At 34.5% G+C, this 18,156-nt stretch carries 9 protein-coding genes; 4 read left to right on the plus strand and 5 right to left on the minus strand.

Annotated features, from left to right (window positions below):
- Positions 1–67: 67 nt before the first annotated feature.
- The 3 genes from ACFELW_RS01070 to ACFELW_RS01080 form a co-directional block, all read right to left on the minus strand.
- Positions 68–3,112: a Tn3 family transposase gene (locus tag ACFELW_RS01070; RefSeq protein ID WP_375329695.1), complete on the minus strand. Its 3,045-nt coding sequence runs from the start codon at positions 3,110–3,112 to the stop codon at positions 68–70.
- A complete protein-coding gene (locus ACFELW_RS01075; RefSeq protein ID WP_375329696.1) occupies positions 3,112–3,987 on the minus strand; it encodes a tyrosine-type recombinase/integrase in 876 nt (291 codons plus the stop codon). The genes ACFELW_RS01070 and ACFELW_RS01075 overlap by 1 nt, the downstream gene beginning before the upstream one ends.
- A 226-nt stretch (positions 3,988–4,213) precedes the next feature.
- Entirely contained in the window at positions 4,214–4,603 is a 390-nt protein-coding gene (locus ACFELW_RS01080) for a restriction endonuclease subunit S (protein ID WP_375330170.1), read from the minus strand.
- Between the two features lie 225 nt (positions 4,604–4,828).
- On the opposite strand from ACFELW_RS01080, the gene ACFELW_RS01085 reads away from it, so the two are divergent.
- Together ACFELW_RS01085 and ACFELW_RS01090 are read left to right on the plus strand one after the other, a co-directional pair.
- Positions 4,829–5,314 (plus strand): helix-turn-helix domain-containing protein, encoded by a 486-nt coding sequence (locus ACFELW_RS01085; protein WP_375329868.1) that lies wholly within the window; start codon positions 4,829–4,831, stop codon positions 5,312–5,314.
- Positions 5,315–5,334: 20 nt separating this feature from the next.
- Positions 5,335–5,832 (plus strand): IS630 family transposase, encoded by a 498-nt coding sequence (locus tag ACFELW_RS01090; RefSeq protein WP_375329725.1) that lies wholly within the window; start codon positions 5,335–5,337, stop codon positions 5,830–5,832.
- On the opposite strand, the gene ACFELW_RS01095 is transcribed toward ACFELW_RS01090, so the two are convergent.
- The gene (locus ACFELW_RS01095) at positions 5,829–7,643 is read right to left on the minus strand and encodes a class I SAM-dependent DNA methyltransferase (RefSeq protein WP_375330171.1); all 1,815 of its coding nucleotides are present in this window, start codon (positions 7,641–7,643) and stop codon (positions 5,829–5,831) included. The genes ACFELW_RS01090 and ACFELW_RS01095 overlap by 4 nt on opposite strands.
- A 196-nt stretch (positions 7,644–7,839) precedes the next feature.
- On the opposite strand from ACFELW_RS01095, the gene ACFELW_RS01100 reads away from it, so the two are divergent.
- Positions 7,840–9,705, plus strand: a complete 1,866-nt coding sequence (locus ACFELW_RS01100) for an AAA family ATPase (RefSeq protein WP_375330172.1) — start codon at positions 7,840–7,842, stop codon at positions 9,703–9,705.
- Between the two features lie 505 nt (positions 9,706–10,210).
- Complete coding sequence (locus ACFELW_RS01105; RefSeq protein WP_375330173.1) at positions 10,211–11,518, plus strand: hypothetical protein; 1,308 nt, start codon at positions 10,211–10,213, stop codon at positions 11,516–11,518.
- 325 nt (positions 11,519–11,843) lie between these two features.
- On the opposite strand, the gene ACFELW_RS01110 is transcribed toward ACFELW_RS01105, so the two are convergent.
- Positions 11,844–17,897, minus strand: coding sequence for an autotransporter domain-containing protein (locus ACFELW_RS01110; RefSeq protein WP_375330174.1), 6,054 nt, complete (start codon positions 17,895–17,897; stop codon positions 11,844–11,846).
- Positions 17,898–18,156: the final 259 nt, after the last annotated feature.

Here is an 18,156-nt window from a genome sequence, read left to right on the forward strand (position 1 = left end):
GCATTCCCTAAGAGATATTATACCTTAGCAGCAAATAAGGCTAAGAAATCTGATCGTATAATAAGCATTATGCCGCTTTAAAATTAACCACCTCATTAAAAGAATAATCTTGATCATTTGTTGCTAATAAATTGCTAAAATCGTAAATTCCATGCAGGTTGACGTGTCTCCAGCTTAATATTGAAGCATTGGGAATATTCTCTAATAAGATTTGTCTAGTGGTGCTATCTGATCGCATAATTATTTTTGTAAGCGCTATATAATTCCATAAAATAATTATATTCTGAATAATAGTTTTACACATAGCCGATATTTCCTGATCTTCTCGATAGGCTGCAGTGATTTCTTCGCCTGCAAATGAAACAGCAGTAGCAAATTTGTTAGCTAACTCGCCTTTGTTTAGTTGTTTCTCAATGGTTTGTCGCCAAGTAATATCATCGATATATTTTAGTACAAAGATAGATTTAATAATTCTACCAAATTCTTTTAGTGCTTCTTGGAGAGGATGTTGGTTAGCATAGTTACTTAATCTTTTTAATATTACTGACGCTCGGTGTTTTCTAAGCATAATGGTTGCAACCAGTCGTAATATATCGTCCCAGTTTCTTATTATTTTATCTTCCTTGACATAATATGCAGGTCTAACAGGATAATTGTCATTAGCCAATTTAGATTTAATCTTATCAAAACTTACTAAATTTAGTGAAGTAACATCTTTTATGCGAGGTGCAAATGTTACACTGATTAGATGTGATACGGCAAAAATCATCTCGGTATAGCCGTGAGTATCTGTCGAGTGTAGGTCACTCTTAATGATTTCATTGTGCAGCAAACCGTCAATCACATAAGCCGCATCTCTTTCAGAACTGCTAAATACATCGGTGTAAAACAGGATTCCCCGTTCATCAATAAATCGATAGACATTAACACCTTTGCTATTACCGTGATATTTATATGAGTAATTGGCATTCAATGATTCTACTGATACGCATTGTTTTTGACCGTCGCTTGATGTATGTAATAGACTTTTCTCACGTTTAAATTTGCTTGGTAACCACAATTTTGTCATTATGTCTATTAAGGTTTGGTTTACCATATATAAATTTTCCAATGAGAAATACCAATTAACGGCATTGGACAAAGTGTTGTAATTAACTCCTATTGCAGTGCTTGCAAGCTTATGTAAGCCTATGTTACTACCTAAAGCAAATATTCCGGCAAAAAATATTTCATTGTTTGGTTTTGCTTTTGCCCCCTTTATTTTATGGTGTTTAAAATTGGCGGTAAAATTAGACAAGTCATTCATTTCAGCCATCATTTGTAAAATGGGTATATATTTTTCTTTACCGATAATCGTTGAAATGGAGTCATAGTCCAGTTTGTCGATAGCCGGTGTGTGTATAGAGTATGTTCCGTCCTTTTTAACAGAGACATGTTTATTTTCTTTATTGATAATTCGTTGATTAACATCGATATATTGTTTATCTAAAGAGCCACGAAGTGTTGTTAGTAAACGATCAATATTCTCGGGTAAATCAAGATTTGGTATAATAGTATGTTTATTTTTTGTCCAATAATTTTCATCAATTAAATATTCATCGATTGATAAATAGCGATAAGAGTACAAAAGACTAATTTGACCTGCCTTGATTGCGTTGGCTACCTTACAAAAAAGAATAGCTTTATATAGCGACACATTAAATTCACCATTTCTGTAAACTGCTTTATACTCATGATCTTCTAGGAATTTATCAGGAGCAGCGGTGGTAATATTCTTCTCCGACTGATAATAAATTAAGGCTGAATAAAGCACATTATTATCCTTACAAACTTCAAACTGCAGATGTTTTATAATATCAGCAACACGATTTTGTAACTTTCTAGAAAGAGTAGACAAAATATCCAATTTATCACTTTGTGCCTTCTCATTATTAAGCTGGTCCTCTAGTTTCTTAGCATCTGATATAGCATGTTTTAAGTCTGTATTAGTATTCTCCAAAGGCACAACTTGACATAGTTTCTCGACTTTTTGATCATTAGTAAGAGCATTATCGTGTAGTATTTTTCTTACCAAATCAACCGTTGATTTGGTATTATCAAAGCCTAACAAAACAGAGTAGGTCAATTTATTTTTATCGGGAATTTTTTCTTTTACTACATTGTTTAGTTTCCTGTCGGCATTATTTAACTGCTGTTGCACATTTCTTAGTAACATATCAACAAGCGTATCTTGCCAAATTTTGTAATAATGGTCAATAAATGCAACAAGATACAAATACCTCTTATTTGGCTCTACAATATCGGTGATTTGTGTTACTTTTGCTTTAACTATCCACCCAGCATAATATTTGGTCGCATCTACTGATAAATCTAGTTTTTTTATCACTGACTGCAATTCCTGAAATAATTTCTTAATTATAAGAAAATTGTGTATCCCATGTCTAATTTGCCCAGGTCTTAATGACTGATTAATGCTTTTGAGTCGAGTAAGTAATGGTCGTTGATAATATTCTCCTGTAGTACAAACAAGTTGAACAAGTGCTTCACGCTGTGTTGGTGTGATTATATCTATTATTGCTTGCAAAACTGATTTTTCAAAAACACCAAATTTTTCTGTGACAATTCTGGTAACCTTATCGTAACTTGGTATTTCAATTCGTTTGTTACGCAATTCTTCTATCAGCAAGTAGAATAATTTGCGTGGATGCATTTGTTGTGCAACTAAATTTTCTACCCTTTGTGAAAATAACGTTTCAGCACCGGTAAATTCTATATAACCACAAGTTTCAAGAATTAATAATCTGTGTTTTTGACGTGTTCTATCGATGTATCGTTTACTAAAATCTTTGGTGACACTAACACCGATAACTTTCTCAACAAATTTAATATCACCGGATTTAAATAGGCTTTGCGTGTAAAATTTACCGCTAGCTTTAAAATATCCATACTGCAATAACAAGCCAACTTTGTTATGATTTTCCTTAATGCCTTTTAACAAGCTCATTACCGTCTCATCTACTTTGAAATAGTATTTCTGATCGTCTATTGATAATATTGGTGGATTATCAAATAATCTAATCTCGTAAGACGGCAGTATCTCTATCAAACGCATCAGTCAAATTCCCCTATTCGTTCCACAGCATCACTAAGATCCGTAAAAGATGGATGACAATATAACTTGGTGCTATCTAATCGTTCGTGTCCTGCAAGTACTGCAACCTTTTCCAAATTAACTCCTGCATCCACCAAATTCTTACAAAAAGTGTGTCTGAGTTGATGCGGTGATATTATCGCAAGTTCACCTGGAAGATTCAAGCTTTTTAACATAAGCTGAATGCCGCGAGGAGACAAAGTTCCACGTTGACCAATAAATATGAAAGAATCATTACCAGCATAATCTTTATATCCCAGATCAAAAAAAGACTGCCTTGCATCTTTATTTAATGGGACTTCACGATATTTAGAACCTTTTCCGGCATTTACCAATAACTTGCCCTTACGATCACTCATTACAACATGTATCCATTTGAGATTACATAATTCACTAACTCGCAATCCTGTGTTCATTAAAACCCTCACGATAGCAATATCCCTAACTTTACCGCAACGCTCTACACAACGTAATAGCTGATTTTGCTCAATTCTACTCAACCACTTGGGTATCGGCTGTGATTGCTTAACAGTCGGTGGTAATGGAAAACGATATTTGATCTTTTTACTATCCCACCCCCATTCTAAAAAATATTTTAATGACAATAATCGACGATTTATCGTTTGCGGTCTAAAATTGGAATCAATCAAATATTGTTTATACTGACGAACATCAGTTGGAGTAATATGAAGCAAATCCATATCCGTATTATTAGCCTTTTCAAACCAAGCAGCAAACTGAATCAGATCGCTATGATAACTTACCAATGTTGCAGGTGATTTATCTGTCGATTTTTGATAAGCAATATATTGCTTAATTTGAGTAATTTTAGTCATAAATAATTATGCGATTAGATTTTGATAGGATAACCTATTACAAATAATGCTATTATACGATGACTTAAGGTTGTTTGCAACGTATAATGCTTATTATACGATTAGATTTCTTAGCCTTATTTGCTGCTAAGGTATAATATCTCTTAAGGAATGTACAGATGACTTGTTATGGTTTATGATATGATATTTTTATAAAAAGAAGTTATTTCGGGCAAATTTCATGCTACTAGTTCGCTTTTGCCCCGTTTCTGTAATTTAACCCATTTATGCTAAATTTATGTTTTGACCTATAAAAAACTGTGCCAGCATATCCATTAGTAGTAATCTGGATAGATTCCACCTCATGATCAAAATGATTTATATAACCTAAAACACCATCTTGTTTGGTGTTTGCTGAGTAGACAGGATACGAACCTTCATGTTCTTTAATATAAGTCTTAGTGTATTTTGCTATTCCCTTTTTTATATTAAAAATATCCTCTATTTTGATACTTTGGCAACGTCCGATTTCATTATCAAATTTATAAAGAACGCTATCTTGCAATGATTTACTAAATTCATTACAGATCATTCCTAAATCCCTAATTATATCGCTAAATTCACTAATTGAAACCATTTGGTCTGTTTCTCCAATAGCTAACTCAATTTTTTCTTCTTTACTCTACCATCTTTCTACAGACCAATTTTTACCACTGTCAAATTCATTTATCAAAACTATCTTACATCTCTTATCATGATTAAGATTTGCAAAATACTTCTTATACCAATTCCCAAATTTAATTTAGTATAAAGATGAGAAAAATAGGTTATAATGTAAAAGATAGATAAAATTAGGAATGTAATGGGTACTCATCAAAAATTAATAACAGAAGATTTATACAAACAGGCTATAGCTCAACTTGCAAGTACGAACAAAGAGAATAGGATCGCTATTAGGTTAAGAGCTATAGTAGCTGCAAAAGAACATGGTATTGGTATGGTGTCTAAAATATTTGATATCACAACTAATACGCTAAGAAACTGGATAAAAAGCTTTGCCCAAGGCGATGATAAAAATCTTGAATATAAAAAAGGTAGGGGAAGGAAAAGCGATTTAACGGAAAGCTGCTATGAAGCAATAAACAAATGGATACAAGAAGATTGTAACATAACAATAAAAAGTATCGTCATAAAACTTAAAGAAAATTTGGGAATTAATGTAAGTAAATCGGCTGTACACAGGGCATTGCACAAGCTTAAGTTTGCGTACATTACTCCAAGAGCAGTGCATTACAAACAGAATAAAGAAACTCATGAACAGTTTAAAAAAAAATTCAAGAAAAAATAACAAGCAATCCAAGAAGTTTTTTGTATTTCTTTGATGAATCGCGTTTTGGAACTCATTCTAAATTAGGTCATGGTTGGTTTCGCAAAGGTATCAGAACTCAAGTTAAAATCAAAATAGGTTTTCAGAATTTTTATGTTTACAGTGCTGTTAACCCAATAACAGGAGATGATTTTAGCTTAATGATGCCAAATGTTAATACTATGTCTTTGAACATGTTTCTTGCGGAAATGTCTAAACATATAGGCGATCAAAAAGCCATTGTTGTTATGGATTGTGCTGGATGGCATAAGGCTAAGGACTTAGTGGTTCCTGCTAATATAGAAATTCTTTATTTGCCACCATATTCTCCTGAATTAAATCCTGCGGAGCGATTATGGGAACATTTAAAGTCTGAGACTATAAAGAATAAAGTATACAATACAATTGAACAATTAGAAATAGTAGTATCTTCCTCTATTAAAAATTTAAATACCTTGCTAATTCAATCTATTTGTTGCATGAATCATTTACTAAATTAAATTCGGGAATTGGTATTATTACCCTTAAAAGCGTTATACAAATTAACAGCTTCTTTTAAGTCATCTTGCTCAATATCAAATCTATTTACATCTCTGCTTTCACCAATTTCACTAACTAAATAGGTGAATACTGGATCAGTCTGAATATCAGAAATATCGAATTTTTTTGTAATCGCTAAAATATAAGTCTTTTTGGTCGTTGTAAAAAATGTCTTTAATGGCAAAGAAATAATTGCATCAATATAGCAACTATCTAAAATATATTGCCTCAAATTTTTATCGTTCTGTCTATTAAAAATTCCATCAGGAATAACTATAAAAGCCTTACCACCTTTTTTTAGAGCTTTTATAATCCATTCCATGAAAAGCCCCTCAATACCCATGGCATTTATCTTATAATAATTTTTTAACGTAGTATTTTTAGCTATCTCTTCTTTTAAATTACTACTACCACTTGTTACATAAGGTGGGTTTGTTAAAATTAAGTCATATTTCTCTTCTTCTGCTTCTGAAAGCGTACCAAGTATCGAGTTTGTTTTTAAAATAAAACTCTCATTAAATATTTTGGCAAATTCCTTAGTTAATCCAATATTATCTTTTATCAGTTCACAAAAATAAATAAGCATATTGGCTTTTGCTAAAATGATGGTTTTTTGCTCATCTTTATCAAAACCCTTATCAAAACCAACTATTTTAACTTTTTGTATTATTTTATTGTTTTCAACTTTAAAGAGCTTATCAAGATCGTTCTTTATAAATTCTAATGGAAATTTCCCCACTCCACAGGCTGGATCACAAATAGTCATTCCTTCTTTTAGCTCACCTTCTGCCATTTCATTGATAGCACGGACAACTTTAATCGGAGTAAAGAACTGCCCCCAATTCTTTTTACTGATACTTTCTTTTAAAAAACTCTCGAATAACTTACTTTTAAAATCATGGTCAATATGTTCAAGTTTTCCATAATTTTTAAATTTTTGTAGAACTTTTTTAAAGACTATTCCGTAACCATCAACAGCTTTTTGTTCTTTGCTGATAAATATGCTACCATTTATTATGGTGGTCTTGTCTAGAGCATTTTCAGGAAACAGCTCTTTTATTTGTGGTCTGATAATATTTGCATAATGTTGTAAAACTGTATTAGTTTCATTGCCTTCTTCATACATCCCAAGTAAAGTGTAAAAATTATAAGTACCTTGCAATATTTTTAAATCACTTAAATATTTGAATATAAATAATTCAACAAATGTGTATAAGCAATTATCAGGGGTTGCACCGCTAACACTCCAAACATCTTGCCATATTTGTTTTGCTAAATCTGTTGGATTGACTAGTTCTTTTGGTAAAATTCTATCATTTTTCTCATTTATTGATTGTATTATTTCATTGATAACTTTTGGTAAGTTTATATCTTTAGAATCAAAAGGATATTTAAAATCATTACCTTCTTCGGTTTTCACGGTATTACCAGTAGCAACATTAAACCATACCGTCTCTTTGGTATCAGTTGCAATAATTAATTTTGTTTTTAGTTTTTTGGCAACCTCAATTTCTTGCAGAATGGCATTATTTTTTTTATCCTTGGTATTAAAATGTTCAGGTGATTTAAATTCCACAATAGCAATAACTTCTTTTTGTTTGGTGATAATGGCATCAACTCTCTTGTTTGATACATTCCCATAATCTATACTTCTTATTATATCAGATTTTTTTAAAGCACTAATAGTTGTTGAACCAATATTATAAAAATTCCAAGTCCCTATTTTTTCAGGATTCTTGATTAAATCTCGTTGCAGAAGTTCTTCGCTCATAATTAAATCACCCAATTATTCAATAACAATTTAAAAGCCGCGTTATTGTTCCTTTAATTATATCCAAAACAAAACCCATCAACAATAGATACTTAAGATATTTGTCAAAAAGATAATTGCTGGTGCTGTTAGCTTATTTATGCTACACTTTCTTAAAGCAAATATTTATAGTAATTCTCAAATATAATATAATAATATGACCTTTAAACTTTCTGATCTTAATACAACAGTTAAAGATATTAGTACCATTCAAGGTAAAAATAAGCCGCCAAGAATGCTAGTAGGTACGGATGAGTTCTATGACTTGGTTGTTAATAGTGATGTATTTGTTGATAAAAGTCTAATGATTCAAGAATTACTAGAGGACAATGGTAAGGTTATCCTAATCACCAGACCAAGACGTTGGGGTAAGAGCTTGAATATGAACATGCTCCAGAAATTTTTTGAGATAGAGGTGGATCAAAATGGTGTTCCTTTCCCTACAGAAGATAGAGTAAATAACAAGCTATTTATCGGGGGTGAAGTAGATTTAGGACTAGCAACAGGTAGAAAAAAGTTACTTAAGAAGTTGAAAATAGCTCAGTACCCAGATGTAATATCTGAGTACCAAGGTCAATTTCCGGTGATTTTGCTCAATCTTAAAGATGTAAAAGGTAGTAGTTATCAAGAAATAGAACTAGGTATAAAGGATCAAATTATAGAATTATTTGCAAGTCATCATTACTTAAATCATCATGTAACAGAAGATACAGGACTATTAAATAATGCCCAAAAAGAAAAACTAAGGAGATATTTTGATGGGAAACTTGAGAGAAATGACTTAAAAGATAGTTTACGGGTTTTGAGTGAAGTACTGTACAAACATTTTGGTCAAAAAGTTTACATATTAATCGATGAATACGACACGCCGATCAATAGTTCATACATTAAGTTTGGTAACAAGCCAGAAGAATTTGAACAGGTACTTGAAATGTTTCGCGGGATGTTTGGCAGTAGTTTAAAAACTAATCCTTATTTAGAAAAAGGGGTAATAACCGGCATATTAAGGGTTGCTAAAGCTAATTTATTTTCGGATTTGAATAATGTTAGTGAATATAGCTTGCTTGATGAAAAATATTCTAAGTTCTATGGTTTTACTCAAGCAGAAGTTGATGAGTTATTAACCAAAGTACCAACAGCAACTAATCCTGAACAAATTAAAGCTTGGTATAATGGTTATAATTTTGGCGGAGAAATCATCTATAATCCATGGTCGATTATGCAATGTTTAGCTCATAAAGGCAAGCTTGACCATTATTGGCTTGATAGTGGGGGAACTGGTCTTGTTGATAAAGCATTATTGTCAGATGGAATGCAGGAAGATTTACAGAGCTTAGCTGCCGGAAAGGCTATTATCTCACCGATTGTCAAACAAATTAGTTTTGCTGATATCAACAAGCCAGTAGGATTATTTAGCTTGTTGTTATTTAGCGGTTATTTAAACCCTGTTGCTAAAAAACCAGAAGAAGATATTTACGAATTGTCGGTACCAAATAAAGAGGTACGATATATATATAATGCCAGAATGCTCCAATGGGTAACTGATCAGTTACAAATTGATCATTTTCGATATTATTCTTTTGCTACTTTGTTGCCGGCAGATAAAATAGAACAGTTTAAAGAAAGGTTGCAAGAATTATTGCTCAATGCTACTAGTTTTTATCAAACAGGCGAGAAAAAAGCCGAGCTATTTTATAGTGGCTTTATGCTAGGTTTGATTAATACCTTAGCTTCCGACTACATAATAGACAGTGAAAGAGAAACCGGTAGCGGTAGGGCGGATATTGTGCTACTACCCAAGATAGGTAAAAGTGACAATGCTATTATTATTGAATATAAAATATGTAAATCTCCTGATACTCTAGAATCTGTTGCCAAAGAAGGGTTAGATCAAATCGTGAAAAAAAAATATGAGGCTAAAATAAAAGAACACTCTCATGTTCAGAAAATTATCAAAATTGCTATGGCTTTTTGCGGCAAGGAAGTGGCACTAGAATATCAGATTGATGTGGTGAATCTTTAAACTATTTAATATATAAATACAAGAATCCTAAATAATAACAATTAACTTAATATTTCTTTAGGTTTTTGTAATATATATGGTGATATTAAATCTTCCAGGAGGAGTCAATAAGGTTTTCTAAGCAAAATTCCTATATATTACAAAAATCTGAGGAAATAAGTTATACTTTATTGTACTAAAATTGTTGTGATTATTTTGTTATTTTATTAAAAAATTAACAATTTTCTTAACTTTTTTATTTGCACAAGTTATAACTTTCATTCATCGTATTAAAAATAGCTGTCAAAATGGTTTGTCATTTATTGATTTAATATTTTGGTCTGTTTCCTATATCTTTAGCCTTACATATAAGGTTTATTTATAAAGATTATAGGTTTTTACTTTACAAGTTTATAAAATATCGCTATGCAGTTAGCAATTATATCCAGAGTAAGAAAATTGGATTAAACTACTAGAAATTATTTAGAATAATTTAATATTAATTAAATTATTGAGGTAAATGATTATGGCTACACTTAAAGAAATTATCAAAGCCCTGCAAGTAGGCGATGATCTTAAAGAAATAGATTTGAGATTCAGCCAGATAGGAGATGAGGAGGCGAAGGCATTAGCCCAAGCCTTACAAAATAATAAAACTGTGACAACAATAGATTTGGGTGCCAACCAGATAGGTGATGAGGGGGGGAAGGCACTAGCACAAGCCTTACAAAATAATAACACTGTGACGACAATAAATTTGGATAACAACCAGATAGGCAATGAGGGGGCGAAAGAACTAGCACAAGCCTTAAATCATAATAAAACTGTGACAACAATAAGGTTGGGTGCCAACCAGATAGACGATGAGGGCGCGAAGGCACTAGTCCTCGCCTTAGAGAAAAATGATACTGTAATGCAACTAAGTTTAAATAACAACAATATAAGCGATAATTTAGTTAACCAAATATATGATATTATAGGTGTAAACAAAAATACAAGTAATCTTAACCCTTCAGTGACAAGCATAGAATTTAAGCACAACAAGAATCAGATAGGATATAAGGAAGCAAATGCAATAGCCAAAGTCTTAGATAACAATAAAACTGTGACGACAATATATTTGGAAAATCAGATAGGCGATGCGGGGGCGAAGACGATAGCACAAGCCTTACAAAACAATAGCACTGTGACGATACTAGCGTTACGATGCTGCCAGGTAGGCGATGAGGGGGCGATAGCACTAGCACAAGCCTTACAACAAAATAATAAAACTTTGGAAACGCTAGATTTGTGGGGAAACAATATAGGCGATAAGGGGGCGAAGGCATTAGTCCAAGCCTTACAAAATAATAAAACTTTGAAAAAGCTAGATTTGAGGTGGAACCGGGTAAGCGATGAGTTATTAGAGGATATAAATAAACTATTAGAGAGAAACAAATTACAAGCAGAAGAATTATCTAAGAAGATCGAGCAAGGAGTAGATTCTGTACAAGAAAAATTGGTTTCTGAAGATAATATAAAAGCAGAAGAGAAACAAAAAAACCTCGAAATAATACAACAATCAAAGTGTGAGACACTAGAGCTTGTTATGGTACTAAAATTACAGAAAATGCAAAAATTAGATGAGGCTATAGAGAAAATAAAACTGCTTAAGGAACAGTACTCAATTCAAGAAATACCAACAAAACATAGCTTAGGAACAGAAACAAGTTACCATAAATTTAAGCTGTTCTTATCTGACGCCAGTAACTTTAATTCCGATAATTTGTATAAAGACTTCGAGAAGTTATTAACTGGAGATATTGCCCATTTACCAGAAGACTCAGGGATTTAATAAAATTTCTATATATTACAAAAACCTAAAGAAATATTAAACTGATTGTTATTATTTAGGTTTTTGTATTTATTAGAGATTAGTGTTAAACCATAGACAATTTGCCCAATTTTTTGTTGTGGATATCTAGTACTACAGTTGTAGATTGAATGTGAGTGTTCACGGAAAAAAGGTTAAAGTATAAGATGTCATTGCGAGGAGGTTGCCAGACCGACGAAGCAATCCAGGAAAGTGATTAAAAATGGATTGCTTCGTCTGCTATGCCTTCTCGCAATGACGTTTAAGACACATATACGCCGACGCTTGGCAATCCAATTTTTACTCTCTAGAAGTTCACTTTAACCTTCAAACTACCTTGATGACCAATATATTTATCAGCAATGTGGGCATTATAGGTAACACCATATTCCATCATATTGGATTTCACAGTTAGACCAGTACCAACAGTAAAGGAAACCTTAGCAGGTTTAACTGATTTTGTAGGTAATGGTTCATTCACCCCACCTAACCTTGCATCAATTTTTGGTGATTTTCCTTTGAAATCATAATTAACGTAACCATGCAATTCTGGTATTAGCAGTAATTGGTCAAGTTGGATGTTTGCTGCAGTCCTTAGACCCAAAATACCTTCAAATTTATTGTACGACGTCTTCTTAACAGTTAAGTTTTGCCATGCTGTACCACTTTGCACATGACCGTCATCCATAAATTGTGAGTATCTTAGCCCAATGGTTGGCGTAATAGTTAACTTTTCAGAAGGTTGGTAATTATACCCGGTAAGTAGTTGCCCACTATAAGAAGTAGATTTATATTTAGCAACAGCTGTGCCTGTAGTAACTTTCTTATTATCATCAAGAACTAAACGTCCTTCTGCGTTTTTAATATCGGTTATGCCATATGATGCTACCGCTTCAGCAAAGAAATTGCTTGGGAATTTATATGAACCATATAAAGAGAAGAGATGAGTAATACCGTTAGTTTTATCGCCAAATTTCATATCTTTATGAGACATTTTTGTATCAATTTTGCTATAAGCTACACCAACTAGCAAGTCATCATTTATTAAACCATCAAAGCCAAATATACCACCAACCGATTTTGATCTATAACCACTAATTCCTTTTCGCATTTCTTGGTGACCAACGGCATAAAATGGACTACCCCATACTCCATACGTTACCTTATCATCATCACCCGATGCTACAGGCATAATATTCACAGACCTTGAAGCAATTTGGGAAGCAACTTGAGAAATTGCTTCACTTACCATAAATGCTAATTCCATTGAAATTGGATTTGTATTACCAGGTAATAGTTTATCCATTGCCAAAGCACGATTATCTTTATCCATTAGACCAATTTCGCCCAAGTACTTAAAAGCATCACTATCTTTATCAGTTACATTATTCAACTGCTTAAGAAGAGCCGCTCTGTCAGATAAACGGCTAGCAGCATCAGGGTCTTGTGTTTTTGCTGATTCTTTATCTAATTCTATTACGTCTTTTTCTATAACTTGCTTATGAATGTCCTTTGCATGCAGGGTTAGATTGCTAGGATCAATAGTCCAGCTGACAAAGCTGCTTTGTTCATTGATTTCCAAGTCAACTTTACTTGGATCCAAACTAATACCATTAGCATCAACTGACGAAATCAGAACATATTCAGTCTCATCAGGTATTTCACTAATATCCGTCTGTCCCGCTATTGTTACAACCAATTTGTCTAGTTGTGATAGATCTAATTTACCATTACTCTGAATTTTTATATTACCACCAGCTAATTTTGATGAGTCATAGAAACTGCGTAATTTTAGCTCTCCTGTCAATTTGGCAGTATTACCATATTCAACTTGGCTAGTTCCAAGGTCCATGGTTAAATCTTTAGCGGTTAAATCACCAGTAATAGTTTGTTTTTCACCTAACATAATTATCTTGGCTTGATTGGCTGCAATGCTAGCAAACTTAACGTCTTTTTCCAATATTGCATACTTATCTGCAGCAAAGGTTACAGGAGCTGCTGACGTTACTTTTTCTTTAAACCAGACATTATCTGCTAATATTACCTCTCCACCATTAATTGGAGCCTCAACCAAGGCTCCACTTTTAAACTGTATCTTGGATGAGCCTTCAGCATTTATTTCTTCCGAACCAATTTTCGTGCTATAGGCAAAATCTTTCAATAACCTTGGTACTCCTGGCACATCTATAGTTCTTTTCTCAGTACCAGCAAAAGTTGCTGTTTTCTTATCTTTAATGGTTATTTTCTTGGAGTAAACATCACCTCCCGCCGTAGAATCACTATCAAAAGTTACATCAGACAATCTAAACTCATTTGTTCCGAGATTGCCATGAGCAACACTATCATCCGAGTTAAACATTACTATACCGCTATCCTTATTTGCGGTAGATATATTGGAATATAAACTATTACCAATAATGCTGATTGTATGATTACCTAGTAATTTAATCTCTTTTAATCTGTTACTCTCTGATCCAACATTACCGGCTTTAATGGTAAGATTGGCATTTAATGCTAGACTATGTATGCCATTGCCAGTTGTTTCAATATTACTTATAATGCTTTCCTCTTTTAAGGTTAAAATTGCCTCTTTAGAATTAGAGAATAAAACATTACCCGTTGAAATCTTCTTAGTAGCTTGTATATTATCTCCGGCGATTTCTATAGTACCGATCTCTATTGGAGTATTAAGGATCAGCTCTTGTAGGTTATTAAATCTAACCGTACCTTCTCCTTTAATAGATTTGACAGTGAAATTTTTAGAAATCACAGTAGTTGCACCTTTTGCTATCTCGATCCTTTCTTTAGAATTGATTGAATCGCCAAATGCGACAGTACCAGCTTTAATTTGGATATTACCGACAGGATACTTGTCTGACCCAACAACACCACCAATTATGCTACTTCCCTCGAATATTAAATTAACTGCCGCTCCGCCAGTTTTGTTAATAGCTCCTGTTGAATTAAACTTATCAGCAAAAGTTAAGGTCTGCGTTCCATTCCCTTGGATTTCTTCAATGGTATGCTTACCAGCACCTAATGTCACATTACCATTACCAGCTTTTAATAGTTTTAATTTCTCAATTACATTGGTTACTGCTCCATCCCTTGCAAACTCTACAGTTGCCTTCTCACCATTTTTGATAGTACCACCGATTGTCTTCTGATGTGCCACCGTAACGGTACCTGTCTGATTATTAAAATCTACCTCACCTGCGACACCCTTATTGGCAGTTAATTGACCATTACCAGTAAAAGCTACGCTACCAATCGAACCACCAACGGTACTATTGCCCCCATTAACAGTTACAATTCCTGTAACGTTACCACTCACAATACCATTAGCATCAAAACCCACATGACCATTAACATTACCAGTTAACTGACCAGCAGCAGCAAAAGCCACACCACCAGTAACGTCACCTTTTAACTGACCACCATCAATATAGAAAACCACAAGACCATTAACGTTACCATCTAACTTAGCACCCCCAACATTAAAAAGCACATTACCAATAACGTTACCAGTTAACTGACCATTAGCATTGAGAGTTACATTACCACAAAGATCGTTTGTTGTTACCGTACCAGTTGCATTTGATGTTATAGTATGAGCATATATGATGGGTTCGATAGTAATATCCCCAGCACCAGAAAACTCTACTTCTTTTAACTTATTAAGGTTGGTACCTAATGACTGAACTCCCGCTTTGGTAATCTTTAATAGACCACCAGCGACAGAGTTTAATTCAACTATACCATTACCATTTGCTACTAGACCTGGATCTAGAGTATTTGCTAAATTTATAGTCTTGAGAACACCAGTATTATCACTATTCCGTAAGATTAATCTAGCATTTGGATCCGAGAAATTAATGTTATTACCAGCTAAATTAAAATCACCATGTATTGCATCTAGTACGTAAGTTGCTTTACCGGGAGCTTGAAGGTCAGCAGTGGCAGCAGTAGCATCTCCGAAGCCAATATTAATTATAGGAATCGCAGCTGAGGTAGCACCATTATCGGTAAATACCGCTCCCTTAATAACGTTTAATTCAGGAACATGCTGTAGATCAAGCCCATTAGCAGCACGACCTGCGATAGTCACCTGACCACGTACATCCAATCTAGTCAGTGTACGACCAGCTACTCCAAGAGTTTTTGCACCATTAGAATCTACAGTTAAAAGTCCGCCTGTACCCTCCAACGACAGAACCCCGCCACCACCAACAAATCCTACTAAGTTATCATAAAAGGTTATGGTTTTACCCGCAGCATCTGTATTAAGTAGTCGCAACTCCGAAGCTGCATCTAAGAAATTAATTGCTACCCCTGGTCCTGCAGCTGCAACATCATCATTAAGAAGAGCAACATTACCAGCGGAAGCGTCTATTGTCAGGTAACCAGCAGCAGGAGTAGCAGTACCAATATTTATGGTTTTAATATTACCAATATCTGCATGGGTAGCTTTGAGTCTACCCTGAACATTTAAAGTACCATTAGCACCATGAGCTATTGTTGCATTAAATGTCTTAAGGTCACCCACTCCTCGTCCACCATTAAATGTTAGCGTTCCTCCTGCTGCATCGAAATCAACTTCACCTGCAGCTCCAGCAGCTCCACCAACTTTAGCACCACCTCCAAAATTACCAGCAATTTCTACCTGATTATTAGTAACAAAGTTAAGTTTTTTAGTATAAACATCTCCCTTTAATTGAACCACTGCAGGACCAGCATTAGCGGGGTCAGTTATATTAATCTCGGCTAAAGCCAACACATCCGCACCAATATTGCCAGTTACTGTACCAGCTCCTAGGAAGGTTAATGTTCCCTCACCATCATCACCAGTAGTGATGTTACCAGTGATTGTTTTACCAACTGCCAACTTAAGTACAGACCCTGCGATAAGATTAGTATTAGCAGCAAAAACATTACCACCTAAAGTAACTTCTCCACCTCCTATATTTACCGCTAATAAAGAAGCAGCATTAGTACCTATATTGCCAGTTACCCCACCACCAGCAGCTCCTAGGAAGGTTAATGTGCCATTACCAGCAGTAGCAGTGATGTCACCAGTGATTGTTTTACCAACTGCCAACTTAAGTACAGACCCTGCGATAAGATTAGTATTAGCAGCAAAAACATTACCACCTAAAGTAACTTCTCCACCTCCTATATTTACCGCTAATAAAGAAGCAGCATTAGTACCTATATTGCCAGTTACCCCACCACCAGCAGCTCCTAGGAAGGTTAATGTGCCATTACCAGCAGTAGCAGTGATGTCACCAGTGATTGTTTTACCAGCTGCCAACTTAAGTACAGACCCTGCGATAAGATTAGTATTAGCAGCAAAAACATTACCACCTAAAGTAACTTCTCCACCTCCTATATTTACCGCTAATAAAGAAGCAGCATTAGTACCTATATTGCCAGTTACCCCACCACCAGCAGCTCCTAGGAAGGTTAATGTGCCATTACCAGCAGTAGCAGTGATGTCACCAGTGATTGTTTTACCAGCTGCCAACTTAAGTACAGACCCTGCGATAAGATTAGTATTAGTAGCAAAAACATTACCACCTAAAGTAACTTCTCCACCTCCTATATTTACCGCTAATAAAGAAGCAACATTAGTACCTATATTGCCAGTTACCCCACCACCAGCAGCTCCTAGGAAGGTTAATGTGCCATTACCAGCAGTAGCAGTGATGTCACCAGTGATTGTCTTACCAGCTGCCAACTTAAGTACAGACCCTGCGATAAGATTAGTATTAGCAGCAAAAACATTATGGTTTACATTAACGTCTCCAGCACCTATAGCTACTGTCGCTAAACTATTACCAACACCACCAATTTCTGCATTTACCGTACTACCAATTCCTAGGTTTAATATCCCCTGACCATCAGCAGCACCTTTTATGGTATTATGGACGGTGGCAGCATCCACTAGGGTAAGTGTAGCATCCGCACCATTAAGCGTTACAGCCCCTAACCCCTCATGGTCTCTAGCAGATATTGTTAATGTCTTATTGTTATTAATGGTAGCAGTCGCACTATTTGGACCAACTACTCTGCCTGTTATAGCCATACTCTCTGCTATTATGATATTACCAGCTTCTGTTGTAATTATATCAGCTATATCCTGAGCTACATTAACTGTAAGGGTAACACCAGCATAATCAAAATTTAGCTCACGATCACCAGGACCACCAGCAGCAAATCCAGCAACAGCATCAAGATAAACATTAGGACCAGCACCAATATTAAGAGCAAAAGCCCCGCTGCTTCCGCCTATGCTTGCGACAATGGAGGCAACTGACACGCTGGTCAGCAAATTTTTTAATAATTTTTGTTTTTTAGCCATATATTTTTACCATATTCCTATTAAAAATTGTCATTGCGAGACCACGTTAGTGGTCGTGGCAATCCATAAAATGTTTAGAAATGGATTGCTTCGTTGTGCGGTTTCCGCACTCCTCGCAATGACGTATGCGTTTAAAAATCGTCTTAAGTAACACTCTTATACGATACAGATACACCAAATTTAGTACAACATTCTTTAATTGTACAATATGCTATCATATACACTAGGTCATGTCAATAACATTGCCTCAATAAATTTA

The sequence above is a fragment of the Candidatus Tisiphia endosymbiont of Nemotelus uliginosus genome (assembly GCF_964264755.1).
GTDB lineage: Bacteria > Pseudomonadota > Alphaproteobacteria > Rickettsiales > Rickettsiaceae > Tisiphia.

Coding starts and splice junctions, on each gene's coding strand:
- ACFELW_RS01070 (WP_375329695.1), bottom strand. CDS start 3,112: ATGCGTTTGATAGAGATACTGCCGTCTTACGAGATTAGATTATTTGAT.
- ACFELW_RS01075 (WP_375329696.1), bottom strand. CDS start 3,987: ATGACTAAAATTACTCAAATTAAGCAATATATTGCTTATCAAAAATCG.
- ACFELW_RS01080 (WP_375330170.1), bottom strand. CDS start 4,603: ATGGTTTCAATTAGTGAATTTAGCGATATAATTAGGGATTTAGGAATG.
- ACFELW_RS01085 (WP_375329868.1), top strand. CDS start 4,829: ATGGGTACTCATCAAAAATTAATAACAGAAGATTTATACAAACAGGCT.
- ACFELW_RS01095 (WP_375330171.1), bottom strand. CDS start 7,643: ATGAGCGAAGAACTTCTGCAACGAGATTTAATCAAGAATCCTGAAAAA.
- ACFELW_RS01100 (WP_375330172.1), top strand. CDS start 7,840: ATGACCTTTAAACTTTCTGATCTTAATACAACAGTTAAAGATATTAGT.
- ACFELW_RS01105 (WP_375330173.1), top strand. CDS start 10,211: ATGGCTACACTTAAAGAAATTATCAAAGCCCTGCAAGTAGGCGATGAT.
- ACFELW_RS01110 (WP_375330174.1), bottom strand. CDS start 17,897: ATGGCTAAAAAACAAAAATTATTAAAAAATTTGCTGACCAGCGTGTCA.